The sequence below is a fragment of the Falsiruegeria sp. JB4-1 genome (assembly GCF_055693495.1).
In genome coordinates this window covers 218,832-245,194 of record NZ_JBVFTZ010000001.1, presented here as the reverse complement: position 1 = coordinate 245,194, position 26,363 = coordinate 218,832, and the positions used below count along the sequence as shown (strand labels likewise).

Genomic DNA, 26,363 nt, shown 5'->3' with positions numbered 1-26,363 from the left:
ACATGTTTCATGATGACGCTGTTTCTGACTGCACCGACAAGTTCGGCGCAGGGTTTGTTCCACTCGGAAATGGACAACCTTGTTGGAACGCCAGATAATCCCTTGGAAGTTGGGATCGGCATTCACATCGATCAGATCTCGTTTGTTGATCAGAAATCGGAAAACTTCGGAGCTGTGGTAACAATTCGCGCCAGCTGGCTTGACCCCGCACTTTCCTTTAACCGAAACGACATCGGGCGAGACGTTCGCATCGTCAAGCCCGAAGCCTTTGTGCAACACGCTTCTGAACGATCAACGATTGTCCCTGCATTTGTCATTCAGAACCAGCAATCCAATCGCTGGATTCACCAATCTGTCGTTGCGATTCACCACTCTGGTCAAGTGACTTACCTCGAAAAATCGTCTTTGACCCTGCAGGCGCCCTATTTCAACTTCAAGAAGTACCCGTTCGATCATCAACAGTTCTTTTTCGAAATCGTCTCGGTCTACCCGTCAGATGTGGTCAAATACAAAGTTCTAGAAGAACACTCTGGCTTGGGAAACCTCCTCGGTGAAGAAGAGTGGATTCTCGAAAAGGCCCACATGCAGTTGAGCACCACAACCGGATTGTCCGGTCTTGAAAGCGCCAAAGCGGCGCTGGCATTCGAAGGGCGCAGGCACGTCATGTACTACGCCATTCGGATTTTCCTTCCGATGCTGGTGCTGGTGGCGTGTAGCTGGGCCCTGTTCTTTTTGGACGAGTACCGCAAGAGGATAGAGATTGCTGGAGCAAACCTGCTGGTTTTTGTCGCATTCAACTGGGCGATCTCGGATGACCTGCCCAAGCTGGGATATCTGACCTTCCTGGACTTCATTCTGCAGTGGATGTTCGTGATGACTGGCGCAATTATCATTTTCAACGTGATGTTAAGGCGTCTCAAAGCTTCTGGTCGAGAACACGTCGCCAGAAAACTCGACAACTACGCGATCAAATGGATCTACCCTCTGGGGTATGCTGCCATCGTCGGATTTGCCATCACGAACTATCTAGTCGTGAGCTGAGTTTGCACTGATGTTGCGCTATACGCTCAAACGCCTGATGTCTTTGATCATCAGCCTCGCAGTGGCCTCGCTGGTGATATTTGCCGTCATCGAAGTGGCGCCAGGAGATACCGCATCGTTTATGCTTGGTGTAAACGCACAACCGGATACGTTGGCCGCTTTGCGCGCGGAATTGGGTTTGGATGTACCCAAAACTCAACGCTACCTTTCTTGGGTCGGAGGGATGCTAACCGGGGATTTCGGCACATCCTATACCTATCGTACACCGGTGTCGCAGATGATCGCGGACCGGATGTGGGTGTCACTGCCTTTGGCCCTCTACGCGCTGACGCTATCCACGTTGATCGCCTTTCCTGCTGGGATTTATGCCGCATCACGACGAGGCAAACCCGGTGATGTCGCCGTAATGGGGGCTACCCAATTGGGCGTTGCTGTTCCCAATTTCTGGTTTGCGATGATGCTGGTCCTGGTCTTCGCAATCAATCTGCGCTGGTTCAATGCTGGTGGTTTTGCTGGATGGGACAAAGGTTTCGGAGCCGGGATTCGTTCCCTGACGTTGCCCGCCATCGCGTTGGCTTTGCCACAGGCCGCAATTCTGGCCCGCGTCATGCGTTCTGCGCTACTCGATATTCTGGGAGAGGATTTCATGCGAACCGCCCGAGCCAAAGGGCTCAGCCGTCGACAAGCGCTTTGGCGGCATGGGGTGCGCAATGCAATGATCCCGGTTCTGACAATTATTGGCCTGCAATTTTCTTTTCTGCTGGCCGGTTCAATTATCATTGAGCAAGTATTCTATCTTCCTGGTCTTGGACGGTTGGTCTTTCAGGCGATCTCTTCCCGCGATCTGATCGTTGTCGAATCCGTTGTGATGTTGCTGGTTTTTGCGGTTATCACGGTCAATTTCATTGTTGATCTTGCATACGCCGCCGTTGATCCCCGCCTCAGGAGCAGGACATGACCTATCAACCCACCCTACCGAGTTGCCGCATCACCGGTTCTTGCCGTGGCGCCCATTCACCCTTGCCATCATCAACCCGGGGGAACAGATGAATCGCAATCTGGTTCTGGGAGCAACGTTGTCGTCATTGGTGATCCTGGCAGCCACCGTGTCATTCATCTGGACGCCCTACGACCACGCAGCGATTAACATAACCGAAAAATTGCAACCACCGACCACCGCGCATTGGTTGGGAACCGATCACTTTGGTCGCGACATGCTTGCAATGATCATGGTTGGAGCCCGCACATCTATAGCCGTGGCTCTAATCGCCGTAGGCATCGGGATGGCCATTGGCGTTCCCTTAGGCCTGACCGCCGCCGCCAGAAAGGGGTCTTGGCTGGACGAGGTGATCATGCGCGGCAATGATCTGGTTTTTGCTTTTCCTTCGCTGGTGATCGCCATTCTGATCACGGCGATTTTCGGAGCAGGCGCTGTGAATGCCATCATCGCCATTGGTATTTTCAACATACCCGTCTTTGCCCGCATTACCCGTGGTGCCGCCCTGAGCCTATGGGAGCGCGAATTCATCATGGCAGCCCGTGTAGCTGGCAAAGGAGCCGCGCGCATATCGGCAGAACATATTTTGCCAAATGTAGCCAACCTGCTGATCGTACAGGGCACTATTCAGTTCAGCCTGGGAATTCTTGCAGAGGCAGGATTGAGCTATGTCGGGTTGGGAGCACAGCCACCTACCCCCAGCTGGGGCCGCATGCTGGCTGATGCACAAACCATGGTCAGCTTTGCCCCTCATCTGGCTTTGATACCGGGTTTTGCCATCATCATCACGGTTCTGGGTTTGAATTTAATGGGAGACGGGCTGCGCGATTGGCTTGATCCTCGCATCCGGGTGGCACGTTCATGAGTTTGTTGGACATTAAAGATCTGTCATTGTCGATCAACGCAACCAACATTCTAAAGGGCGTCAATCTGTCGATAGAGCCCGGTGAGATCGTGGCCGTTACCGGGGAAAGTGGCTCGGGCAAGTCACTTACTGCGCTTGCAGTCATGCAATTGCTGCCAGAAGCAGCACAGACATTGGGTTCGATTTCACTTGACGAACAGAACCTTCCCGAGATGTCCGAAGCGTCCCTCTGTGGCCTCCGGGGCAAGTCTATCGGAATGGTTTTTCAAGAGCCTATGACCGCACTGAATCCGGTGAAAACCATCGGTGATCAAGTGATGGAGACCATTCTGATCCACAAGGCAATGCCCGCCGAACAAGCTAAGGAAAGGGCAAAAGAGGTTTTAACACGCGTGGGCTTACCGCCAACCACGTTCCCATTGTCCCGCTTCCCACACGAATTGTCAGGTGGCCAGAGACAACGTGTAGTCATTGCAATGGCGATCGCACTTCGCCCACGTTTACTGATCGCGGACGAACCGACAACAGCTCTGGATGTAACAACTCAGGCTCAAATCCTTGACCTGCTAAAGGGTCTGGTAACGGAATACGGTATGGGACTGCTGATGATCACGCATGATTTGGCGGTTGTCGCTGATTTGGCAGACCGCATCGTTGTCATGCGTCACGGTGAAGTGGTTGAAACCGGTCACACCCGGCATTTGCTACAGAACATGCAACACCCTTATACTCGCATGTTGTTTCAGGCTTCGAACCATCAGGTGTCACTGCCCGCAGTGAAGGGTTCTAAACCATTGCTGGTCGTATCGGACGTTGTTCGGGATTATCGTAAGCCAAAAAACCGTTTGTTCGCCAAACCCGAATATCATCGGGCTGTAGACGGCGTCAGCTTTGCGCTCAATCAAGGCGAGCGTCTTGGATTAGTTGGTGAGTCGGGATGTGGAAAATCGACACTAACTCGGGCAATTTTGGGCCTTGAAGAAGTACAACAGGGCTCGATTCTACTGAATGGGAACCCGGTATTTTCCGGTCATGCGCCAAATTTGGATGTACGGCGCAAGATGCAGGTCGTCTTTCAAGACCCCTTTGGCAGCTTCAACCCACGTCACAAAGTTGAACGACTGATCACGGAACCGTTTCACCTTCTGGAAACGCCTCTAACGGTCTCTGAACGCCGTGATCGCATCGCCGAGATGTTGACCGCGGTGGGTCTGTCGCCAGATGATTCCGGGAAATACATTCACGAGTTTTCTGGCGGGCAACGACAGCGCATCGCGATTGCGCGCGCTCTGATCATCAAGCCAGAATTGATCCTGTTTGACGAAGCCGTTTCCGCCCTAGATGTATCCGTCCGAGCGCAGATCCTGGATCTTCTGGCTGAGTTGTGCAGCGCTTATAAGCTAACCTACCTGTTTATCAGCCATGATCTCAGCGTTGTGCGCACGATTACGGATCGGGTCATGGTCATGAAAGCCGGAAAGATTGTAGAACAAGGTGAGACAGAAGAGGTGTTCTCGAATCCTCAACATACCTACACTCAGGCGTTGATTGCCGCAGCGCCCCGGCTTCCTTCAATCGCAAGGACCGTGGGTTGAGCATCCACCGTTTCAAACGAATTTGACTTATCACGAGGGTCTAGCATGTCTTTGAATTTATGGTTCGATCCAACCTTGTGCCTGATTGGTGGCGAATGGCGTGCTCCGGCGTCGGGTAACACGTTGCCCTTGATCAACCCGTCAGATGGGTCTGAAATCTGCCGGATCGCACGCGGGGGACCGCAGGACATCGACGCAGCCGTACAATCAGCAGAACAGGCCCTATCAGAAGATTGGGGCAAAATGCCCGCCTTTGAGAAAGGTCGTGTCCTGACCCGGTTAGGGCAACTTGTACTGGATCATGTCGATGCACTGGCAGCGATCGAGGCTGCAGATGTCGGCAAACCATTAACCCAGGCTCGCGCGGATGCCATCGCCTTGGCTCGGTACTGCGAATTCTATGGTGGTGCTGCAGACAAGATCCACGGCGATACCATTCCCTACCTTGACGGATACACTGTTTATACCCTGCGAGAACCCCATGGAGTTACCGGACACATCGTGCCGTGGAACTACCCAATGCAAATCATCGGCCGCTCGGTTGGCGCAGCCTTGGCCATGGGAAACGCTGCAGTTTTAAAACCCGCCGAAGAAGCCTGCCTTACCGCATTGGCCTTTGCCGATTTAGCGGTCAAAGCCGGATTACCCGCCGGGGCCTTGAACGTGGTTCCCGGTGTCGGTGCCGAAGCAGGTGCAGCACTTTCTGCTCATCCGGGGGTACATCACATCTCGTTCACCGGTTCCGTCGCGACAGGAGCTCTGGTTCAGCAAGCCGCTGGCCGGAATGTGGTGCCTGTTACTTTGGAATTGGGTGGAAAATCGCCTCAGCTGGTGTTTGATGATGCTGATTTAGAGACTGCTTTGCCGTTTCTGGTAAATGCAGGAATTCAAAATGCAGGTCAAACCTGCTCGGCGTCGTCTCGCATTCTGGTCCAGCGCAAGGTCTATGAAACGGTCAAATCAGCGATGATCAATGCGTATGAGGAACTTACCGTTGGACCGGCAAAGGATGATTTGAGGGTTGGGCCGCTAATCTCTGCCCGGCAAAAAGAAATCGTTTCCGAATTTCTTGAAAAGGGTGCGGATCTTACACGTGCTGCGCAAGGAAAAATCGCGGATCACGCCCCTTCGACAGGTGCTTATGTCAGGCCGACCCTATTTGCCGACGTCCCTGCTGATCATCCATTGGCCCGGGACGAGATTTTTGGCCCTGTACAGGTTCTGATCCCTTTCGACTCTGAGGAAGAGGCAATTCAGATCGCCAATTCCACAGACTATGGCCTTGTTGCCAGCATCTGGACAAAAGATGGTGCGCGTCAGATGAGATTGGTCAAGCAACTGCGCGCAGGGCAGGTATTTATCAACAACTATGGCGCAGGCGGGGGTGTCGAGCTTCCGTTTGGTGGTGTCGGGAAATCAGGACACGGGCGAGAGAAGGGCTTTGAAGCCCTCTATGGGTTCTCTCAACTAAAAACTGTCGCAGCGTTCCATGGGTGAACATGCGGCGGCGGCGGCGGGCTCATCGCAAGGCCACAAGGACAATCTGATCTTTGCCATCCTGCTGTCGTTGCTGGCGTTGACGTTGTTCGACATCATGGGTCTGATAATCAAATATCTGTCGCCTCGGTACTCTGCGGCAGAACTATCAGCGTATCGAAATTTCTTCGGAATTTTTCCCAGTATTATTGCTCTTTGGTCATCGGCCAGTTGGCATCGCAGCGGGCGACCCTGGAAAATGCGACAGTGGAAACTGGGTCTAATGCGAGGGGTATTTGTCACATTTGCCCAGTTCTGTTTCTACTATTCGCTGGGGGTGATGGCTTTTGCGACCGCTACTACCATTTCTTATTCCAACGCGATTTTCATGACGGCCTTAGCCGTGCCCTTGTTGGGTGAAAAAGTGGGAATGGTCCGATGGTTCGCCGTATTGTTGGGCTTTATTGGGGTGATCATGGTCATGAACCCAACGGATGACGGCTTTGGAATGGATGCAATGGCACCTCTGGCAGCTGCGTTCATGTACGCGTTGACTGGTGTCACGGCACGCAAGATGGACCCTGATGTTCCCTCTCCTTTGATAAATCTCTACTCCGTTGTCGCCGCCCTGTTCGGGGCCTTTGGTTTGGCTATGTTTGCTGGTGGCTTCTCGCCAATCGCCTCGAGCCAGGATCTTCTTTGGATTGTCGCGATGGGGATGTTCGGTGGTACAGCTGTGCTGTGTCTTGTCGTTTCATACCGGATGACGGAGCAAAGCAATCTTGCCCCATTTAGTTACTTTGGCATCCCGATCGCGTTTGTCGCGGGCTGGCTGGTGTTTGACGAAGCGCCATGGAAGGATCTGTTCCCCGGCTCGATCCTGATCATTGCCGGAGGGTTACTGGTGATCTGGCGTGAGCAGAGACTACGCAGGCGAGCGGTTCAGACCAAAACCTCATAGGATTGCTGTTTTCCCACGCCAAACACGCGTTTGTATCTTTCGATCTCGTCCTCAGGACCCATGGCTTTCTCTGGATTGTCCGAAAGCTTGACCGTTGGTCGACCGTTCGCCGACACAGCTTTACAAACCAACGAGAACGGCGCCAGCCCATCATCAGGTACGAGTTTGCGGAAGTCATTGGTCAGAAGCGTGCCCCAACCAAACGAAACATTGACCCGATCTGCAAACTGCTGGTGCAGTTCCGCGATCTTGTCCACGTCCAGACCGTCTGAGAAAATTACGCGTTTTTGTTTCGGGTCTTCGCCACGTGAAGTCCACCAATCGATCGCAATTTCCGCACCTGAGGCAGGATCGCCACTGTCGATGCGAATTCCCGTCCAACCTGCCAACCAATCCGGTGCGCTGTCGAGAAATCCCTTTGTTCCGTATGTGTCCGGCAGAATAATCCGCAAGTTACCATCATGTTCTTCGTGCCAATCGCTGAGAACGTCATAAGGGGCTTTCGCCAGAGCCTGATCGCCTGCCGCCAAAGCTGAATAGACCATTGGCAATTCATGAGCATTGGTGCCAATCGCTTCGACTTCGCGACGCATGGCAATCAAACAGTTGGAAGTGCCAGTAAAGCTGCTGCCCAGACCCTCCATCATCGCTTGGACGCACCAATCCTGCCACAGGAAACTATGGCGACGGCGGGTGCCAAAGTCCGCGATACTCAGGCCATCAATGCCTCGCAAGCTTTCGATTTTTTCCCACACTCGCGTCATTGCACGGGCGTAGAGGACTTGTAGTTCGAAACGCCGCATTTCGTTTATCACGGCGCGGGACCTTAGCTCCATCAGAACGGCCAGAGCGGGAATCTCCCACAACATGACTTCGTGCCATTTTCCCTCGAACGTCAGTTCGTACTGGTTACCCTTCCGCTCCAGGTGATAGGGCGGCAGTTGCAGTCCCTCAAACCACTCCATGAAATCGGGGCGGAACATCTGCCGCTTTCCGTAAAAAGTGTTGCCACGCAGCCAGGTACTTTCCCCACGGCTTAGCCGGAGCGACCGGATGTGGTCCAACTGTTCACGAAGCTCCCCTTCGTCGATCAAATCTGCCAAAGGAATTTGTGTCGAGCGATTAATAAGTGAGAACGTGACATCCGTTTCAGGTCGATTGCGAAACACCGACTGGCACATCAGCAGTTTATAGAAATCAGTGTCGATCAATGAACGGACGATCGGATCGATCTTCCATTTGTGATTATAAACGCGTGTAGCGATATCCACGGGCAACCCTCGTCGTATTGACTCAGATATGGATACGCCACGTTAGTCGCCGACGCAATTTGATTGCTCAGCATCTTGATCCACACTCAGTTGAGCAATCATGCAGTCGATCAAATCTGCACGTCGAACGGGTTTGCTGAGGAAGTCGTTCATGCCTGCCTTGCGGCAGGCTGCCTTGTCCGTGTCGAAGGCGTTTGCAGTCAATGCCACGATCGCTGGCTGCTGCCCGTCCATTTCCCGAATGCGTTCTGTCGCCTCGATCCCCCCCATAACCGGCATCGACATATCCATGAAGATCAGGTCAGGACACTGGTCAGAAACTTGATCGACCGCTTGCTGACCATCAAACGCAAACTTCAATTCAATCGGGACATCGACCAGGAACTTCTCCATGAGCAGTCGATTGATTTTGTTGTCCTCGGCCACCAGGACAGTTTTTCCTTCCAAAACCTCCATCTTATTGCGTAGGTGCTGTTCCGTTTTCGAAGGCCCCGAGTCTTCTTCGACATCGGGTCCCACCGGTAACTCCACTGCGAAACATGATCCCTCGCCAACGGTTGATTCCACGCGAATTTCGCCACCCATCATTTGTATGAGTTCCTGAGAAATCGTCAGCCCCAGTCCCGTCCCACCGTATAGACGCGTGGTCGCCGCGTCGGCCTGTGAAAATCGTTCGAAAATTTGTTGGGCTTTTTCTGCCGGTATCCCAATACCGGTATCTGTAACCTCGACCGAGAGCATGTGACCCTCACCCCATCGATTGGCAGCAAGCGATACGGTTACCCCCGTCTCGGTGAACTTGATTGCATTTCCAATCAGGTTGATCAGGATTTGTCGCATGCGGCCGTCGTCGGCGTGCACAATGTTCGGAATGTCTCCCTCGATGATAAGGCGCAGATCCAGCCCTTTCTCCCGTGCCTGAGGTTGAAGCAACCGGATCGTTTCTTCGAAACATTGCAGAAGATCAAAGTCCACATAGCTCAACGCCATTTTCTGCGCGTCCAGCTTGGAGAGATCCAGAATGTCATTGATAATTGTCAGCAACGCTCGGGCTGAACTCCGGATTGTTTCCGTGTATTGCTGTTGCTCGGCATTCAGGCGTGTCTCTAACAGCAGATCGGTCATCCCGATCACACCATTCATCGGGGTGCGAATCTCATGGCTCATCGTCGCCAAGAATTCAGCCTTGGCGCGTGCGCCCTCTACTGCAGCTTCCCGGGCAGCAGACATCTCACGAGCATGGGATTTGGCTAAGGTTATATCTCGCTCAACGGCCACGGCCACTTCAACCTGACCGTCATCATCCAGCACTGGTACAAGGTTTGTCTCGACCCAAATCGACTGGCCACCCTTTGTCACATTCAGAACTTCGCCGCGGAAAGGTTTTCCGTCCAAAATCGCGTCTTGGATGTTTCTTACTGTGTCGGGGTCGGTATCCGGACCATTCAACAAGTCACCCGGTCTACATCCTATGGCTTCGTCATAAGAGTAGCCTGTTATCCGCGAAAAGGCATTGTTAACCCAAACAATCTTGCCTGTTGGACCGGATACGATAACGCTGTCGTTCGCATTTCGGGCAACAAGAGACAGTTGCTCGGCTTCCTTTTGGCTTTTTGTCAAGTCGCGCCCCTGCTTGGTCAACTCGAATGTGGATCGCTTGTGCCTGTGGAATCCCCTCACAATAAACTGAAGAAAGAGCATCACCATATAAGCCAGCATCGCAGCACCGACCGAATTCATAAGCAGGACCGAACTGTATCCCTGGACGGTGACAGCATCATAGGCGAACAGACCAATAGCGGTCATAGCGTATACCATTAGCCGCGCGGTGGCCGCCGGACGATGAAATGGTAAAACAAGACCCGCATTAATTGCTGCGCCCGCCAAAAATGCCACCGAAAACAACGGCGAAACTCCAGTTACCGGACCCAGCCAAGCCATCATGACGCAAACGGAAATTGTCGCTGCCTGAATGGCAGCAGTAGCGGTGCTCAATGCACGAACCCTTTGAAAGGCTTCCCCACTTGCGATCAAACGTTCAGCGCGCCGCAAATATAGGCAATCTAACGCTTCCCCCGACAACGCAAGGCTGATTGCAAGAACCCCCTGAGCCGGGCTGTTCAGAGTGCCCAGAACAATGCCACCAATCACCGTCAGAATTTGACGTGCGGAAAAGTTCGCAACACGCCCCCGCGCATAGCGGATCATCAGCCCCCTGCGGCTGTATTGTCGTTCATACGCGTCCAGTCGGCCGACGTCCGACGAGGAATTTTCAGGCATGATCCGCCCTTGGAACAATGATCACCATTGTTCAATTGGTAACGGATCGTCAGTTAAGAAATTGCAACCAGCGCTTCAGACCAGCGTCACTCCAGCGTCGCGCATTGCCATTTCTGCCGCTGCGAGTGAGCCATTCATGTCGATGGCACGACAATGGGTGCGATCAACTGTGACATCAAATCCCAGGCCTGCTGCGTCGACGGCCGAAAAATTAACGCAAAAATCCAATGCCAACCCCACCAACGTCAGTTTGGAAATTCCACGGGTCCGCAGATACCCTTCCAGTCCTGTCGGCGTCGACCGATCATTTTCGAAAAAGGCCGAATAGCTATCTATCTCACGCCGAAAACCTTTGCGAATGATCAGGTCACCCATGGTGTCTAAGTCCTTGTGAAACAAGGCGCCTTGCGAACCCTGAATACAGTGGTCGGGCCATAGAACCTGCGCTCCGTACGGCATCTCGACGACATCAAAAGGTATGCGTCCCCCATGGGAATTGGCGAACGAGGAATGCCCTGCCGGATGCCAATCCTGTGTCAGGATCACGGCATCAAAATCCGGGATGAGCGCGTTGATACCGGGTACGATCTCATCCCCTCCTGCGACGGCCAGCGCACCACCGGGACAGAAGTCATTTTGGACATCAATGATGATCAGCGCGTTTCCCATAGGCATCCTCCTGTTGCGGATGCTCAAGGTGTAACCTGCCATCCGGGCTTTGCAAACGGCCTCCAGCCTTTGTTTCGCGAAATAACATGCCTACAATTTACACATTTCATCCTTGAAAATAGGGCGCTGCGGCCCCTTGCACCCAATGGAACATGGATTTATGGCCCAGGATATGTACACGATTGCCGCTCTCTATCACTTCACCCGCTTCCCGGATCCCGCAGTCTTAAAACCTGCGTTGTTGGAGTTGTGCCACATCAATCAGGTCAAAGGCACTCTGCTGCTGGCACAGGAAGGGATCAATGGCACTATCGCCGGTCCACGTACTGGCATCGATGCCGTGTTAACTCACATCCGGAGCCTGCCAGGTTGTTCGGATCTGGAGTGGAAAGAGGCGACAAGCGATCACCCCCCGTTCGGTAAGATGAAAGTACGCTTGAAGAAAGAGATCGTGACAATGGGCCAGCCGGACGTGGATCCGGTCGCTCGTGTCGGTCACTATGTCGAGCCTGAAGAATGGAATGACCTGGTCCGATCCGACGACGTCGTCGTGATCGATACACGCAACGACTATGAGGTCGAGATCGGTACATTTGAAGGCGCAATAGACCCTAAGACGACTAGTTTCGGGGAATTTCCTGCCTGGTGGGAAGAGAACAAGGATCGCTTTCACAATAAACGCGTAGCCATGTTTTGCACGGGTGGCATCCGCTGCGAAAAGTCGACCAATTTTCTGTTGGGGCAGGGGGTCGAAGACGTCTATCACCTAAAAGGAGGTATTCTTCGCTACCTCGAGGAAATGCCTTCAGACAATAGCACTTGGCAAGGCGAATGCTTTGTGTTCGACAATCGCGTTTCGGTCGGCCACGGGTTGGTAGAGGGACCACACACTCTTTGCCATGGCTGTCGGCGGCCACTTTTGCCCAAGGATATGGAACGTCCGGAATACGAAACCGGAGTGTCCTGCCACAGGTGCGTGACCGAAACGACCGAGGCGGACAAGGCACGCTTTCGCGAACGTCAAAAGCAGATTGCTCTATCCAGGAAGCGAGGCGAAGAGCATCTTGGAAGCGAACCGATACCCAAGTGAACTCCTTATCTTGTTTGCCAAATTTTGTGACACGGCTAGGCTGTGAACCAATTTCAGCTGACAGAGACAGGATCGATGACGCAACAGGAAATGAACTTGGAATGGTGGCGTCCGACCTTGATTGGATCGGCAGCATTGGTCGTTGTTAGTACTGCGGCCTTCTATGCCCTGACGCATTTGAACGAAGATACAGCAGGCAACACTATCGGATCTTGGGCCACCTTCGGGCTCACGGTTTGGATGATCTGTCAGATCTGGATCTACGCGACCCGAATTTCGTCCCCTCATCATCAACTGTTGCTGATGGGTGTCTCGTTTATTCAGGTTGTGCCTTTCCTATTTGCAGCGGTGTATGGATCTTTTGGGTACTTCGATCTTTGCATCGTCGGGGCAAAAACCGCGATGGATGTGTTATACTTTTCCTACGTTACATTCACGACTGTTGGGTTCGGCGATTTGCGACCTGTCGGAACATGCCGCGGCTTAGCAGTAGCTGAAGCCATAACTGGCTACATCTTGTTGGGTTTGTTTGTTGCCGCTGCCGTTGGCGTCTACTCTCATCGCGCGCAAAAACGGTTCAACTTCGATTGATTTTCACCAGATGATTGTCCCACGCCAGATTTGACTGGCTAAGTCGCGTTGCAGATTGCCCTACGTCGAAGAAAGCCCCGTTTCCCGTGGACGCCCGCAACGCTCCCTGCGAAACACCCAATCCGCAAACGTCCGGCATCGATTGATCATGATCCACCTGGACAGTTGCGACATCACCTGTTTGAACAATTCCACCACGGGGCGAGGACACCGCGATGCGTGAACCATTAGCATAGAAAGTGACGCTGCCGCCGTAGCCATGCATTGCGCGGTTCTGGGATTGCGTGGTTGCTAACAGCCTTGGTTCGGTGCCCCGTTTGTGCAGACCGACAACCGAAGGGCTGCGAGATCGGTCACCTTGCCACTGAGTGGCAAACCCAACCAAGCCGTCTTTGCGTACATCCAGATGCCTGATGGAGTTCATGTGAAAGTCTGTCGAAAGTTCCGCTTTTTCAATGATATCGCCATCAAGCGACAGATAAGTCAGGTTCGGTTTCATAAACGGCAAGTTCAGTTTGGCCCGCCCGCTATCAGGATGGGTTTCAATACCGCCATTGGCTACGACCAGAACGTCCTGATCTGGCACCAGTAAAATGTCGTGCGGGCCGATTCCCCCGAAGGGAACTCTCCCACTCTTCTAAAGGTGCCCGTGTCCCATACACCGACAATCCCGCGCGCACCTTCAAAGTCGTTTTCGGTGGTATACAGAAACCGCCCGTCAGCAGAATAGGTGCCGTGCCCATAAAAATGCCGCCCCTGAGGGGCTGTCAGCCGCGCAAGAATCGCGCCTGTCAGGCAATTTAAAGCAATCGCAAATCGGCCCGGTCTTCGTGCAAATGCCATCGCCTCGGCCCTTTCAGGGTGCGCCGCGGCGGCGTGGCCTCGATCTGGGATTGGAATCTGAAAAACCGGATCACCATTGCCTGTGATGCCAAATAGAACGTAAGCACCATCGTTCGTGCGCGCAGCGGATAGAAACACGGGTTTGCCCACAGCTGCCCAGCTGGGTTGATGCAGTATTCCAGCCGCCGCCAACCCGGTCAAAAACCCGCGTCGCGTCGCCATGTCAGTCCCCGTCCAGTGAATTGAAACCAGCAGATACCCCTAAGGCAGGTCCTAAGAACTGTGTCACTGTCGAGCGCACATCAGAAACTGATTGCTGCAATGCCTCTACCCGGATGCGCCCAGACGGCGTCGCCACTTTTGAGAAGGTGGGATCATCTAGCATTTTCGACTTTTTGATCGCCGCTGCAAAGCTTGCGTCCAATTCAGACTCTATTTCTGGCTTTCCTACGGCAAGCTTCCCAGCCAGCTCGTGCAATTCAACGAGAGACATCTGCAAATGCCGCAGCGATCGGTTGGAACGGCGCGCTTCGGCCCGATTGGGACGCGGCTTGTCAAAAGTCCCCAAGGGTCGCCCCAAGCGCATATCATCATTTATCTGCAGCCCTGTTGTGAGCGCTTTGTAGAATTCCTGCAGCACTTCATCAGTGTTTTGGTATAAACCTCCCGATCGCGGTTCACGCATCTGATCCGCGTATCCGTCACGCCAATCCGAATTGATGTCCTGTGCAGTTCTCGCGATATCTGTTGCGATGGCCTGAACCAATCGACACCTATAGGTTTCAGATCCTGTTTCGCGAATGCGGTCATCATACAACAAATATTCCAGCGCATAGAAACCTTTGCCAGCGATCGATACGGATGCGAACGCCTTGGGATCGTCGACTACAGAATCTTCTTCATTGATCAGTGACATAAGCGTTCTGGGTGTACTGCTGCGGCTATCCGGCCAGAACGCCAGTGCAAATCCGCGATTGTCTGTTTCAGTTGGCCCAAACCGTAAATGACTAACTTGAATCCAAGCATCAAAGGCATTCGAAAAAGCCTCGCGCAATTGCTCTGAATTCGCGTCACACTCCTGGTCGGAAACTTCGGCCAGAATAGAGCTGGTGACAGCCAATTCACTGAAGCCCGGCAACACATGATTGTCCAAAACCTCGTCAGTCGGTTTGGCCCAACTTGCGGCCGCCGTTACTCCCAAAACAGAAACAAGGGCGCAAATTTTCAACATCAAAGGCTCTCCAAAAAGCGGATAAGGGCATCACGGTCAGGTTTTGGCATGGCTACTACAGCATCACGTTGTGACTGAGCCTCTCCCCCATGCCAAAGGATGGCTTCCAGCAGCGACCTTGCGCGCCCGTCATGGAGAAACTGCGTGTGGCCGCTCACTTGCCGTGTAAGTCCAATTCCCCACAAAGGGGGCGTTCGCCATTCAGAACCGGTCGCCCGTGCCTCGGGCCGTCCATCAGCCAATCCAGGCCCCATGTCGTGCAACAGCAAGTCAGAATAGGGCCAGATCAACTGAAAGCTCTGTTCCGGTTGGCCCTGTAGGCGATGGGTCACAAACTTGGGTGTGTGACAGGCAATGCAACCTGTTTCGTAAAACACCTTTTTGCCACGCAAGGTTTTTGGTGAACCTTCGCCTCGGCGAGATGGCACAGCCAAATTGCGGCTATAGAACGTAACAAGGTTCATTGCCTCGTCATCAACTTCGAATTCACGGACATCATTATCGCCGTGCGGTGCGTTGCGGCATGCGTTCTGCATTACCGTGCACTCGCCCCATGGGTCAGGAAACAGCGACGTCGAAATTCCTATGTCACCCGAGAAGGCTGCCGCAGATTGCTCATTAACTGTTGGAGATCCAGCTTTGAGGCCAAATCGACCCAACATCGGCTTGTTGAATTCAACAGACCACACAATGTTGGCACGTCCGGAAATGCCGTCACCATCTGCGTCGTCTTCGTCTGCATTCTCCAGAATGTCCTGTGTGGGTATGGCTTCAAGCAGACCAAGGCCAATCATCTGCGGTGCCACCCGGGGGCTGAGCATGGCCATTTGGTGCAACGGACCGTACCCAAGATCGGTTGCCTGATACTCTGGCCGTCGCAATGAAACGACTTCGCCACCCGACAATTCGACCGGAACCTCAGTATAAGTCACGTCCAATCGGTATTCAGACGAGTGGCCCGGCAGTGAGGAGTCCTGAAGTTGCCAACCATAAACGGGGTCAGGTTGCGTGGCGATGTAATCCTCAATCTCAAGCGGAGCGGCGCCACCTGGAATCGAGATGCGCAAAAACATTGAAACGGCGTTGTCTTCCGGTCCGTTTGGTGGATGGCCGCGACCATCCTTGACATGGCAACGTTGGCACGACCGGGCGTTGTACAATGGACCAAGCCCATCGGACGCCAAGGTAGAAGAGGGCGAGGAAACCCAGAGTTTCTTGAACAGCCCATTTCCCAAGCGGAAATCCAGTTCTCGTTCAAAGCTCATGTTGCCCGAGGGTTGTGAAAACGCATCTGCATCCGCTCTCGCAGAGACAGACGCAGCGCCACCTGACAAAGCCTCATGAGGCTCAGCTGCAGAAAAATCTCGCACTGGCGTCGTTACCGCCTGAATGCGTTGCCAGTCGATTTCCGTTCTGGGAGTTTTTGAAAGATGCGGATCGTCCAGCGACCCGGCGAAACATGGAGTCGCCACCAGAGTGGCAACTCCGACAAGCGATTTACTCGCCTTCGTCCATTTTTGCAGCGTTGAGCAGCGCATAGTTTTCAGCACCGATCCGATCATAAAGATCCAGCTGGGTTTCGAGGAAATCAATATGGCTCTCTTCGTCCTTGAGCAAACCTTCGAACAGCGACATCGAAACGTAGTCACCTGCTTCGCGGCAATAATCGCGGGCCTCGGCATACAGTGCACGCGCGTCGATTTCAGCAGCCAGATCACATTCCAAAGTTTCTCGCGGGTTTTGGCCAATGCGCAGCGGGTCCAGTTTTTGTAGGTTGGGGTGACCTTCAAGAAAAATGATCCGTTCAATCAGACTGTCCGCGTGCTCCATCTCTTCGATGGATTCCTCGCGGCTTTTCTTAGCCATATGGGCCAGACCCCAGTCTTCTTGCAAACGATAGTGAAGCCAATACTGGCTGACCGCCGTTAGCTCGTGCCGCAGGGATCTATTGAGATACTCGATAACCTTTGCGTCGCCCTTCATGACTACTCTCCTGTGTTGTTGCGACGCGCAAACGCCGCAATTGCATTGGTACTTCGAGGTTAACGTTGGATCGCATGGTGTCGAGGAAAAGCGGCATGCATCCGCCACAATCCGCCGTCTTACCAAGGGCATGGTAGATCTTGCCCGGTGTAATGATCGCTTCGGGATCAGATGCACGCATCCAGTCGATGGCAGATTGGATTTCATGATCCGAGATGTTGGTGCAGTGACAGACGATCATGTTTTGTAGTCCGTAGCGAAGGTTTCTTATCCAAGTGTAATAGTCGGGTATTTCTGCACGAACCAGTCACAATTGGGGGCGCGAGTGTATTTTCGCAGTAAAACACTCAGGTAAAAGGAAACTTTTGCGGTTTGCACCCGCAAATCGAAAGATAAGCGGTATTTCACGCAACAGAACTGGGCAATTAGGGAATCACCAACGAACCAGCGCTACAAAAAAAACGGCGCCAGAGGCGCCGTTGATCCTTGTTCATCAGGGCTCTGATTTAATGGAAAACCGCATTCGGGTTGTCCAGCGAATCCGAGCCTTCGAAGTCGACGTTGTCGAGCTTCAAGATTGCGACGATACGCTGAATGCTGCGGGTCTGGTCGACCAGGCCGTTGACGCCGCCCATCACCAGAGCCTCACCCGCTGCGTTGCCGCGCTCCAACATCTGGTCATAGGCAAAGCCGCTTTCCGCCGCCGACTTGATCCGGCCCAGCGCCATCATGGTAGTGGCCAGCTTGACGCGCATTTCGGCGTCCAGATCGGCGTCCGCCGCAGCAACCAGATCCGCCAGCGCAGGACCCGAAACCAACTCGCCGTTCACACGGACATACTCACCCAAGTACACGTTCTGCACACCCAGACCATCGTAGTAGTGGCTGTTGTGGGTGTTGTCCGAAAAACAATCGTGCTCTTCTTCGGGGTCGTTCAGCATCAGGCCAAGGCGCATCCGCTCACCGGCCTGCTCGCCATAGGACAGGCTACCCATGCCGGTCAGGATTGTCACGATGCCCGCGTTGTCGTCTTCCAGAACCGCATTTCGCGCGTCTCCGCCATCGGCCCATTGCGCGGCCATCCATTCCAGATCGCTGACCAGCAGGTCGGTCGCCGCCTTGAGGTATTCACCTCGGCGGTCACAATTGCCGCCGGTGCAATCGTCGCTCGAGGCATAGTCGGTCCAAGGACGGTTGCCAGCGCCAATTCCGTGACCATTCAGGTCCTGACCCCAGAGCAAAAACTCGATGGCGTGATAGCCTGTCGCCACGTTCGCCTCGATCCCGTCTGCTTCGTGCAAGGTCTCGGACAGCAGTTCAGGCGTGATGTTTGCCGCATCAACGGTTTCACCTGAGAGTGTGAAGGACGAGTTCGCCACGACACTAAGCGCAGCGTATTCATTTTCGTCCGACGGGCCACCATAGCTGGCGTCAACATAGTCAATCAGGCCTTCGTCCAATGGCCAGGCATTCACTTTGCCTTCCCACTCGTCGACGATGGCGTTGCCAAAGCGGTAGACTTCGGTCTGCTGGTAGGGAACGCGCGATGCCAGCCATGCGTCTTTGGCGGCTTGCAGGTTTTCGGCAGAGGGGTTCGCGACCAACGCGTCGACGGCTGTCTGCAATCGCTGCGCAGTAATCAGGCTATCTTGATATTTGGCTTCGGCGATATTGGCATAATTGGTCAGAACGTCTGCTTTGTCAGCGGCCAGGGCTGCGGTTCCTATGGGCAGGCTGAGCGCAGTAGCCGCGAAGAAAAGGGATTTCATCGGATTGGGTCCTTGGTTGAATTGTAACCTGACGCCCTTTGCAGTGTTTTTGGTCGGGCGGGGTGGTTGCCAGTTAACTGACAAAATCACTCAGTTAAGTCAATCCTGAGTTTTTTGGTCAGCAAATGCACGCCATCGCTTTCCGCCACGGCAGGATTTACAGACCCCCCTTCTCGGGTTCCCTGTTTCCATGGGGAGAGTTCTAACTATCGTGGCTGGCCTTTTTGTCGGAGCCATTGTCGGCAGCGTGAGCGCCTTGATGGGTGCCGGATTATTGCCAGGGCCAGTGTCGCGCGCAAAGCCTGTTCAGATCGACGGATGGGAAAGCGATTGGACCATCGGGTCCGAGGCATCGGGACCATATCTGCGCGCATGGGTCGCCCGCTTTGGGTTGCTGGCACTCCGAAAATCCGAAGCCGTCTATTTCATTGCCGACACCGACAGTGATGGTAAACCGCTGTCGGATGGCTGCACATACCGGGTCAGCGGTGGCGAACTACCGGGGTTCTGGTGGTCGGTGACGCTCTATGATGCCGACGGATATCTGCCATCAAACCAAGGCGGACATCTGTCGTTTGATTCAACTGATGTAACGGATGGCAAAAGCTGGAGCTTTGATGTCGCCACGACCAAACCCTCTGATCCCGAACAAAGCTGGATCTCGAACGAGAACGCTGGAACATTCGACCTGACCCTGCGAATCTATGAACCGCATGATGACTTTCTGGGCGCTCCGACCGAGCGTTTGACGCCACCAATGGTGCAACGCCTGACCTGCAGGGGGGACGCTTGATGTCCGGGCGCGTACTCTTCTTGATCACAACGCTTGTGACTGCTGCGGCGGTGCATCTGTTCGTATTGCTCAACATCCCGACATTTGTCATGGACAGGGCCATCGACTTGCTGAAGGGCGAAGACAACGCCTTCAACCAATGGCTGCCGTCCGCACCCATCACACCAGAAAACCAGCCCGTTGTGCGCGCCTCTCCTGATCTGGCCTACACCGTTTGCCTGCTGGACTTGTCAAGTGGACCGGTCAAAGTGACCGCCGCGACCTGGCCTGGCTACGGGTCACTGTCGATCTTTGACCACGACACCCGCAACGTGCATGCATCCTCGCTGCGCGGCGATGGTTCCCTGAGCGGCGTCATCGTCGCTACCCAGGACCAACAAACGCCGCCGAACACCGATTTGCCGGTCGTTCGCTTGAGCGATGAAACAGGCATCGCCCTGATCCGCAGGCTGGCCCCGGACGCAGACAGCCGTGCGCACTCTGATGCGCTCAATCCACTGGGAGGCTGCAGCCCCCTCACCTGATAACAGGACCCCAAACATGAAAGCTTTTCTTGCAGGCGCAGCCACGGCCACAGCGATGATCGCAATCGTGACCGGAATTGGTGGGTACATCTGGCTTACTGCCGATGAAGGAGGGTCAGACACCGCGACTGAAACCACCTTTGCCGCTGTCGCACGATCGGACGCGCTGCCCGACGTCAAAACGCACAACAAGATCTTTGAAAAGCGCATCGAGGAGCCAATTCCCGGTGTTCACGTGGCCATCGGCTATGGTCTGGCCAACGTCATTGTCATCGACGCGCCCGAGGGGTTGATCCTGGTCGATACTTTGGAGTCGATCCGCGCGGCCGAGGGGTTGGCACCCTGGCTGGACAAGATGCGCGAAGATACCGGAAAGCCGGTAACGGATGTGATCTATACCCACAACCATGCCGACCATGTGTTTGGCGCAGGCAATCTGCTTGAGGGGCAAGACCATGTCCCCCGTATCTGGGCGCAAACCGAGACCGAGGCGCGCGTGAATGAAGTTGTGGGCATACTGTCTCCTATCACCTTCAAACGCGCCATGCGGATGTTTGGCACCTATCTGCCCGACGAGAATTTCGAAAACAACGGGATAGGTCCGCGACTGCTCAGCAATCATTCGGACGGTTTTGACTTTATCCCACCGACTGATGTGATCGGTGACTATGCCGAAGTCACGATGGCTGGTGAAAACCTGATCATGATGCATGCACCCGGTGAAACCGGTGATCAACTCGCGATCTACCTGCCAGATCGAGCTCTGCTTCTTCCTGCGGACAACTACTATCATGCCTTCCCGAACCTCTACACGGTGCGGGGCACGCCCTATCGCGACCCGCGAAAATGGGCGCATAGCTTGGATATGATGTCCCGGTTGGGTGCGGAAACAATGATCCCACATCACTCGCAACCGGTGCTGGGAGCCGAAGAGATTTACACGCGCCTAACCGATTACCGGGATGCAATCCAATTCGTCTATGACGAAACCATTCGGATGATCAATGAAGGCCTCACCCCGGATGAAATTGCGGAACAGATCAAATTGCCACCGCATCTGGCCAATGCGCCTTATCTAAAGGAGCTTTATGGACGGGTCGATTTTGCCGCAAAGGCCGTATTCTCGGGCACATTAGGGTGGTTCTCGGGCGATCCGGCCGACTTGCGGCCCCCAACTCCCGACCGACGCGCCCAACTGATGGCAGATTTAGCAGGTGGCAACGACGCGTTGTTCGCGGCAGGCGAAGCTTCGCTTGCCAGCGGGGACGCTGCATGGGCGCTCATTCTGGGAAACCAGTTGCAACGTCTTGGCGACGACCGAGCCGCCGCGTTACGTGCAGCGGCCATGCGGGAACTTGCGGCACGAGAAACGGCATCCTCGGTGCGCAACTACTTTTTGACAAGCGCGGCCGAAGCCGATGGGTTTACCCTGCCATTGGCCTCTATCTCGGCCTCGCCGGACCGAATGCTGAACGGCATCCCAATTGATCGCTTTCTGGGCATCCTGACCACGAATGTCGACGTATCAGCCGTAGTAGACAAAAGCCTGTCTTACGGGTTCGAATTCACCGACGCGCAGAGTTATACCATCCGCATTCACCGCGGCGTGGCTTATCTGGAGGATGGCCTAGCCGACGACAATGTTGGACGCCTGACCACCACAACGGATGTGTTTCGGGCCATTGCCGTCCAACGTCGCAACCCCGCCAAGGTGCTTGTTGCAGGGGAAATGCAAGTCACCGGCAGCATCGCAGGGCTGACGACGTTTCTGGGCTATTTCAATCCGCCACTACAGGAAAACTGAAACTACAGGTTGCTGTCGATCCAGCGCGACATCATCATTCGGTCGCGGAAACACTCTCGCGGCACTTCGCGGCGTTTCTTGCGCGCGATCCTTTCGGCAAATGCAACCTGCTTGGACGAAGGGTAATTGTCGAACCGAGACGGAGCCCTACGCGGGCGATGCGCGTCGATCCAGGCAGACATGGCGCGCCGGTCAGCACGTGCCTCGGGCGGTACATCGACCGAAGATTTCTGTGCAATTGCAAGAGCATACTGTAACTGTTTCTGCGTCACCGGCAGAATGTGATAGTCGTTGCTGGGGTTGTCCAGCGTTGTGGCCTTAGGCAGGTGGGCCATGATTATGATCCTCCGCTCCAGATGGAACAAATATAGAACATTCATGGAACTTTTTCAAGATGTGCGCCGTTCAAGGCGCGTTGAGCGCCGTTTCTGAAGCAGCCTGTCCCGTCGTCATGCGACCATAAGTCGGGCGTAACCGACCTGCGTTTTTCACGCTTACTATGAATCAAGGAATCCTGGCATGAAATTTCAACCCGAGGGCAGCCACTTCATCAATGGAACCTATGTCGAGGACCCCAAAGGCGAACAAATCTACGTGATCTACCCAGCAACGGGCGAGGTGATTGCGCGCCTGCATTCCGCAACACCCGCGATCATTGATCAGGCGTTGAATGCCGCCAAAACCGCGCAGGCCGAATGGGCTGCAATGTCGGGCACGGAACGGGGCCGCGTCCTACGCCGGGCTGCCGACATTATGCGCGACCGTAACCGCGAGCTCTCGATCCTGGAAACCCACGACACTGGCAAACCGTTGCAGGAGACCCTAGTGGCCGATGCCACGTCCGGCGCAGATGCGTTGGAGTTCTTTGGAGGGTTAGCCGCCTCGTTGACGGGCGAGCACATCCCGCTGGGTGGCGGTGACTTTGTCTATACCATCCGCGAGGCATTGGGCGTCTGTGTGGGTATTGGCGCCTGGAACTACCCTACTCAGATCGCCTGCTGGAAAGGTGCTCCCGCGCTTACCTGTGGCAACACCATGGTGTTCAAACCTTCAGAAACTACCCCGCTGTCTGCCTTGAAGGTCGCCGAGATCTTGATTGAGGCAGGCGCACCCAAAGGTGTCTACAACGTGGTTCAGGGCTACGGTAACGTTGGCGCCTCCTTGATCACCGACGAGCGCGTTGCCAAGGTGTCGCTAACCGGGTCGGTACCCACGGGCCGCAAGGTCTATGCCGCAGCCGCTGAAGGCATCAAACACGTGACCATGGAACTGGGCGGCAAGTCCCCGATGATCGTGTTTGACGACGCCGACATCGAAAACGCCGTATCGGGGGCGATCTTGGGCAACTTTTATTCGTCAGGCCAAGTCTGTTCAAACGGCACCCGCGTATTTGTTCAAAAGGGTATCAAGGAGGCATTCCTGAAGCGCCTGTCAGAACGTCTCGCCACCGCCAAAATCGGCGATCCGCTAGACGAAGACGTGAACTTTGGACCGATGGTCAGTGAAAACCAGATGAATATCGTGCTGGGCTACATCGCCAAGGGCAAGGATGAAGGCGCTCGTCTGGTTCACGGCGGTCACCGCATCGATGGTAACGGTTTCTATCTGCAACCCACCGTCTTTGCCGATGTCACCGATGACATGACCATCGCGCGCGAGGAAATCTTTGGGCCGGTCATGTCGGTACTGGAATTCGACACTGAAGAAGAGGTCATGGCCCGCGCCAACGACACCGAGTTTGGCCTGGCGGCTGGCGTCTTTACCAATGACCTGACCCGCGCACACCGCGTCGTGGCTAGGTTCGAGGCTGGCACCTGCTACATCAATACCTACAACCTGGCCCCAGTCGAGGCGCCCTTTGGTGGCTCAAAATCGTCCGGTGTAGGTCGCGAAAACTCGAAGCTTGCGATCAATCACTTCAGCGAGATGAAAACCGTATACGTCTCGATGAACGATGTGGAAGCACCCTACTGAGCCTCAAAACGGCTAACAAAAAAGACCCGAAGAGCGGACCTATAGCGCGTCCGGCTCTTTGGGTTGAAATGGCTTGAGATGCCTGTGCGCAATTAATTTGTGCGATAAAGTGCAACAATGCATTTTCGTGATGAGCAATATCTTGCATAATTCACCTACGGGTGCATTATGGCGCTCGAGGGAGAGGCGCGCGTGGGTCGGATCAGTGGAGCCAACCGCGTGCTGCGCCAGCCAATCGCGTCAAGGAGGGGCCGATGAGCGGAAACGCAGCGTTGTACTTTGTGGACCGCCACATTGATCAGGGGCACGAGAGTCGCGCCGCCTTTCGGGAAGCCACCGGCGACAAGCGAACACTAACTTATGGTGAATTGGCAACTGGAGCGGGCATGCTTGCCACCGCCCTGAAACGCGCAAACGTACCGCGCGAAGCCCGCGCGATTATGCTGGTCCTTGACCAGATCGAATTTCCACAGATCTTCTGGGGTTGTGTTAAGGCAGGAGTTATTCCTGTTCCACTGAATACCTTGTTGGCAACCCCGGTTTACGACGCGATCCTGCAAGATAGCCGCGCAAATGTTCTGTTTGTATCCAGAGAACTTTGGCCAGTGATTCAATCCGTTGCCCAAGCCTCAGAGCATTTGTCTCACGTCGTCGTGGTTGGCGACGCGCCCGAAGGAATGGTCAGCTACGAAGAGTTCATCAAAGATTGCGAGTTGTCTGAAACCGTCCACGCATCCGGGGATGACGTTGCATTCTGGCTGTATTCGTCGGGGTCAACAGGGCAACCCAAAGGTGTACGACATGTACACGGAAGCCTGAAAGCCACTGCCGATACTTATGGTTCCCAAGTTCTTCAGATCCAGCCTGATGATCTTGTATATTCTGCTGCCAAGCTGTTTTTTGCCTATGGGCTTGGCAATGCGATGACATTTCCAATGTCCGTCGGCGCGGAAACTGTTCTGTTCAATGGTCGGCCAACACCAGATATGACTGTCCAAATACTCCGTGACGAAAAACCCACGGTGTTCTGTGGCGTCCCGACACTTTATGCGGCCACGGTTGCGTTACTGGAACAGAGCGAAGTTCCTGAAACCATGCTTCGCCGATGCATCTCGGCAGGCGAAGCGCTTCCCGAAGAAATAGGAAAGTCTTGGCAGCGCCTGTTGGGCACGGACATCCTGGATGGTGTTGGCTCTACGGAAATGCTGCACATCTTTTTATCCAATGGTCCCGACGACGTGGCTTATGGAACTTCTGGGCGTCCGGTCCCTGGTTATGACGTGCGTTTGGTGGACGAGGAAGGCTTGGATGTGCCAGTTGGAGGTCTTGGAGAGCTCCTTGTGCGGGGCGCCTCTGCGGCTGATGGGTATTGGAACAAGCGGGAAAAAAGCCGTGCAACATTCGAGGGTGAATGGACGCGCACAGGGGACAAATACGAACTGATCGAAGACGGGCGCTATGTGTACTGTGGTCGCACCGACGACATGTTCAAGGTCTCAGGAATTTGGGTCTCTCCATTTGAGGTAGAGCAAGCCCTGGTGGGCCATCCTGCGGTTCTAGAGGCTGCCGTTGTCCCTATGCGGGACGAACAGGACTTGGAAAAACCCAAGGCCTATATTGTCCTCAAACTGGATCAGAGCGATGGGCTGGCAGACGAACTCAAGGAGTTCGTCAAAGAAAAAGTCGGCAAATGGAAGTATCCAAGGTGGATTGAGTTTGTGGAGGACTTACCCAAGACCGCAACGGGCAAGATCCAGCGTTTCAAATTGCGCGAAGGGTAAATTATGTTGGAATGGAGCATGTCCCCAAGCTTTCCATTGAAGGTGAATGGCGTTGCCTTGGAATATGCCTGTCACGGCCCCGCCCCGGATCAGGCCCCGACGATCATCCTGCTGCACGAGGGGTTGGGCTGTGTCGCTCTGTGGCGGGATTTCCCTGAGAAGCTGTCAGCACGCACCGGTTTCGGTGTGCTGGTGTTTTCGCGACAGGGCTATGGCAACTCGGACCCGATCCAGCTGCCGCGCAGGTTGGATTACCAGTCAAAAGAGCCGCTTGAGGTGCTGCCGCACATCATGGAGCAGGCGAATATTCAACGGTGTATCCTGTTCGGTCATTCAGACGGTGCCACGATGGCCGCGGCCTATGCGGGCAGTGTCGAAGATCATCGGGTGCGAGGGGTGATTTTGATGGCCCCGCATTTTTTTGCCGAACCCATGGGGCTGGCCGAGATCGAGCGGGCGCGCGACACGTTCAACACCACCGACCTTTCAACGCGGATGAGCAAATATCACCGAGATCCCGAAGGTGCGTTTCGGGGTTGGGCAGATGTTTGGCTTGATCCGGGATTTGCCGATTGGAATGTGGCCGAGGTGATCGACTATATCCGGGTGCCCATCCTGGCGATCCAAGGGCATGGCGACCAATATGGCACCATGGCGCAGTTGGACGAAATTACCGACCGCGCCTATTGCCCCGTTGATCGAGTCGAGCTGGATTGTAAACATTCGCCCCATCTGGAGGCTTCCGAGGAAACGCTCGCCGCCGCGGCGGAATTCTGCGCCAGGTTGGAACGGATCGAAGCGGCGCAAGTCGAAACCGCGTGATCG

23 protein-coding genes and 1 pseudogene are annotated in these 26,363 nt (G+C 54.5%); 14 read left to right on the top strand and 10 right to left on the bottom strand.

Going from position 1 to position 26,363, the window contains the following annotated elements:
- Positions 1-9: 9 nt before the first annotated feature.
- From ACZ1HE_RS01245 to ACZ1HE_RS01220, 6 genes are all read left to right on the top strand, one after another.
- Positions 10-1,041 carry a ligand-gated ion channel gene (locus ACZ1HE_RS01245; protein ID WP_472619223.1) on the top strand — a complete coding sequence of 344 codons (1,032 nt, stop codon included), beginning with the start codon at positions 10-12 and terminating at the stop codon, positions 1,039-1,041.
- Positions 1,042-1,051: 10 nt separating this feature from the next.
- Positions 1,052-1,999, top strand: coding sequence for an ABC transporter permease (locus ACZ1HE_RS01240; RefSeq protein ID WP_472619222.1), 948 nt, complete (start codon positions 1,052-1,054; stop codon positions 1,997-1,999).
- Positions 2,000-2,087: 88 nt separating this feature from the next.
- Positions 2,088-2,903 (top strand): ABC transporter permease, encoded by an 816-nt coding sequence (locus tag ACZ1HE_RS01235; protein WP_472619221.1) that lies wholly within the window; start codon positions 2,088-2,090, stop codon positions 2,901-2,903.
- Positions 2,900-4,498: an ABC transporter ATP-binding protein gene (locus ACZ1HE_RS01230; RefSeq protein ID WP_472619220.1), complete on the top strand. Its 1,599-nt coding sequence runs from the start codon at positions 2,900-2,902 to the stop codon at positions 4,496-4,498. The genes ACZ1HE_RS01235 and ACZ1HE_RS01230 overlap by 4 nt, the downstream gene beginning before the upstream one ends.
- 45 nt (positions 4,499-4,543) lie before the next feature.
- Entirely contained in the window at positions 4,544-5,995 is a 1,452-nt protein-coding gene (locus tag ACZ1HE_RS01225) for an aldehyde dehydrogenase family protein (RefSeq protein ID WP_472619219.1), read from the top strand.
- Entirely contained in the window at positions 5,988-6,935 is a 948-nt protein-coding gene (locus ACZ1HE_RS01220; protein WP_472619218.1) for a DMT family transporter, read from the top strand. The genes ACZ1HE_RS01225 and ACZ1HE_RS01220 overlap by 8 nt, the downstream gene beginning before the upstream one ends.
- Here ACZ1HE_RS01220 and pncB read toward each other — a convergent pair.
- From pncB to pncA, 3 genes are all read right to left on the bottom strand, one after another.
- A complete protein-coding gene (gene pncB / locus ACZ1HE_RS01215; protein WP_472619217.1) occupies positions 6,917-8,206 on the bottom strand; it encodes a nicotinate phosphoribosyltransferase in 1,290 nt (429 codons plus the stop codon). The genes ACZ1HE_RS01220 and pncB overlap by 19 nt on opposite strands.
- A gap of 42 nt (positions 8,207-8,248) precedes the next feature.
- Positions 8,249-10,486: a hybrid sensor histidine kinase/response regulator gene (locus ACZ1HE_RS01210; protein ID WP_472619216.1), complete on the bottom strand. Its 2,238-nt coding sequence runs from the start codon at positions 10,484-10,486 to the stop codon at positions 8,249-8,251.
- Between the two features lie 75 nt (positions 10,487-10,561).
- Positions 10,562-11,155 carry a bifunctional nicotinamidase/pyrazinamidase gene (gene pncA, locus ACZ1HE_RS01205; RefSeq protein ID WP_472619215.1) on the bottom strand — a complete coding sequence of 198 codons (594 nt, stop codon included), beginning with the start codon at positions 11,153-11,155 and terminating at the stop codon, positions 10,562-10,564.
- 172 nt (positions 11,156-11,327) lie between these two features.
- On the opposite strand from pncA, the gene trhO reads away from it, so the two are divergent.
- Positions 11,328-12,245 carry an oxygen-dependent tRNA uridine(34) hydroxylase TrhO gene (gene trhO / locus ACZ1HE_RS01200; RefSeq protein WP_472624299.1) on the top strand — a complete coding sequence of 306 codons (918 nt, stop codon included), beginning with the start codon at positions 11,328-11,330 and terminating at the stop codon, positions 12,243-12,245.
- Between the two features lie 42 nt (positions 12,246-12,287).
- Positions 12,288-12,836: a potassium channel family protein gene (locus ACZ1HE_RS01195; RefSeq protein ID WP_472619214.1), complete on the top strand. Its 549-nt coding sequence runs from the start codon at positions 12,288-12,290 to the stop codon at positions 12,834-12,836.
- On the opposite strand, the pseudogene ACZ1HE_RS01190 reads toward ACZ1HE_RS01195, so the two are convergent.
- The 6 genes and pseudogenes from ACZ1HE_RS01190 to ACZ1HE_RS01165 form a co-directional block, all read right to left on the bottom strand.
- Positions 12,823-13,679, bottom strand: a pseudogene (locus tag ACZ1HE_RS01190) (DUF1513 domain-containing protein). The gene ACZ1HE_RS01195 and the pseudogene ACZ1HE_RS01190 sit on opposite strands and share 14 nt — an antisense overlap.
- A gap of 223 nt (positions 13,680-13,902) precedes the next feature.
- Complete coding sequence (locus ACZ1HE_RS01185; RefSeq protein ID WP_472624297.1) at positions 13,903-14,910, bottom strand: imelysin family protein; 1,008 nt, start codon at positions 14,908-14,910, stop codon at positions 13,903-13,905.
- On the bottom strand, positions 14,910-16,448 hold the full coding sequence (locus ACZ1HE_RS01180) for a di-heme oxidoreductase family protein (RefSeq protein WP_472624295.1): 1,539 nt from the start codon (positions 16,446-16,448) through the stop codon (positions 14,910-14,912). Before ACZ1HE_RS01180 ends, ACZ1HE_RS01185 begins: the two co-directional genes overlap by 1 nt.
- Positions 16,408-16,893, bottom strand: coding sequence for a bacterioferritin (gene bfr, locus ACZ1HE_RS01175; protein ID WP_472619213.1), 486 nt, complete (start codon positions 16,891-16,893; stop codon positions 16,408-16,410). Before bfr ends, ACZ1HE_RS01180 begins: the two co-directional genes overlap by 41 nt.
- Entirely contained in the window at positions 16,856-17,134 is a 279-nt protein-coding gene (locus tag ACZ1HE_RS01170) for a (2Fe-2S)-binding protein (protein WP_472619212.1), read from the bottom strand. Before ACZ1HE_RS01170 ends, bfr begins: the two co-directional genes overlap by 38 nt.
- 265 nt (positions 17,135-17,399) lie before the next feature.
- A complete protein-coding gene (locus tag ACZ1HE_RS01165; protein WP_472619211.1) occupies positions 17,400-18,662 on the bottom strand; it encodes an imelysin family protein in 1,263 nt (420 codons plus the stop codon).
- Between the two features lie 190 nt (positions 18,663-18,852).
- Between ACZ1HE_RS01165 and ACZ1HE_RS01160 the strand changes: the two genes are divergently transcribed.
- The 3 genes from ACZ1HE_RS01160 to ACZ1HE_RS01150 are packed head-to-tail and all read left to right on the top strand — an operon-like array spanning position 18,853 to position 21,783.
- Positions 18,853-19,455 (top strand): DUF1214 domain-containing protein, encoded by a 603-nt coding sequence (locus ACZ1HE_RS01160; RefSeq protein ID WP_472619210.1) that lies wholly within the window; start codon positions 18,853-18,855, stop codon positions 19,453-19,455.
- A complete protein-coding gene (locus ACZ1HE_RS01155; protein WP_472619209.1) occupies positions 19,455-19,979 on the top strand; it encodes a DUF1254 domain-containing protein in 525 nt (174 codons plus the stop codon). The genes ACZ1HE_RS01160 and ACZ1HE_RS01155 overlap by 1 nt, the downstream gene beginning before the upstream one ends.
- A gap of 16 nt (positions 19,980-19,995) precedes the next feature.
- Positions 19,996-21,783: an alkyl sulfatase dimerization domain-containing protein gene (locus tag ACZ1HE_RS01150; protein WP_472619208.1), complete on the top strand. Its 1,788-nt coding sequence runs from the start codon at positions 19,996-19,998 to the stop codon at positions 21,781-21,783.
- 2 nt (positions 21,784-21,785) lie between these two features.
- Here the strand turns inward: ACZ1HE_RS01150 and ACZ1HE_RS01145 are convergent, their stop codons facing one another.
- Positions 21,786-22,118: a hypothetical protein gene (locus tag ACZ1HE_RS01145; RefSeq protein ID WP_472619207.1), complete on the bottom strand. Its 333-nt coding sequence runs from the start codon at positions 22,116-22,118 to the stop codon at positions 21,786-21,788.
- A gap of 184 nt (positions 22,119-22,302) precedes the next feature.
- Between ACZ1HE_RS01145 and betB the strand changes: the two genes are divergently transcribed.
- From betB to ACZ1HE_RS01130, 3 genes are all read left to right on the top strand, one after another.
- A complete protein-coding gene (gene betB, locus ACZ1HE_RS01140; protein ID WP_472619206.1) occupies positions 22,303-23,757 on the top strand; it encodes a betaine-aldehyde dehydrogenase in 1,455 nt (484 codons plus the stop codon).
- Positions 23,758-24,011: 254 nt separating this feature from the next.
- Positions 24,012-25,538, top strand: a complete 1,527-nt coding sequence (locus ACZ1HE_RS01135) for a benzoate-CoA ligase family protein (RefSeq protein ID WP_472619205.1) — start codon at positions 24,012-24,014, stop codon at positions 25,536-25,538.
- Positions 25,539-25,556: 18 nt separating this feature from the next.
- Complete coding sequence (locus tag ACZ1HE_RS01130) at positions 25,557-26,360, top strand: alpha/beta fold hydrolase (protein WP_472619204.1); 804 nt, start codon at positions 25,557-25,559, stop codon at positions 26,358-26,360.
- Positions 26,361-26,363: the final 3 nt, after the last annotated feature.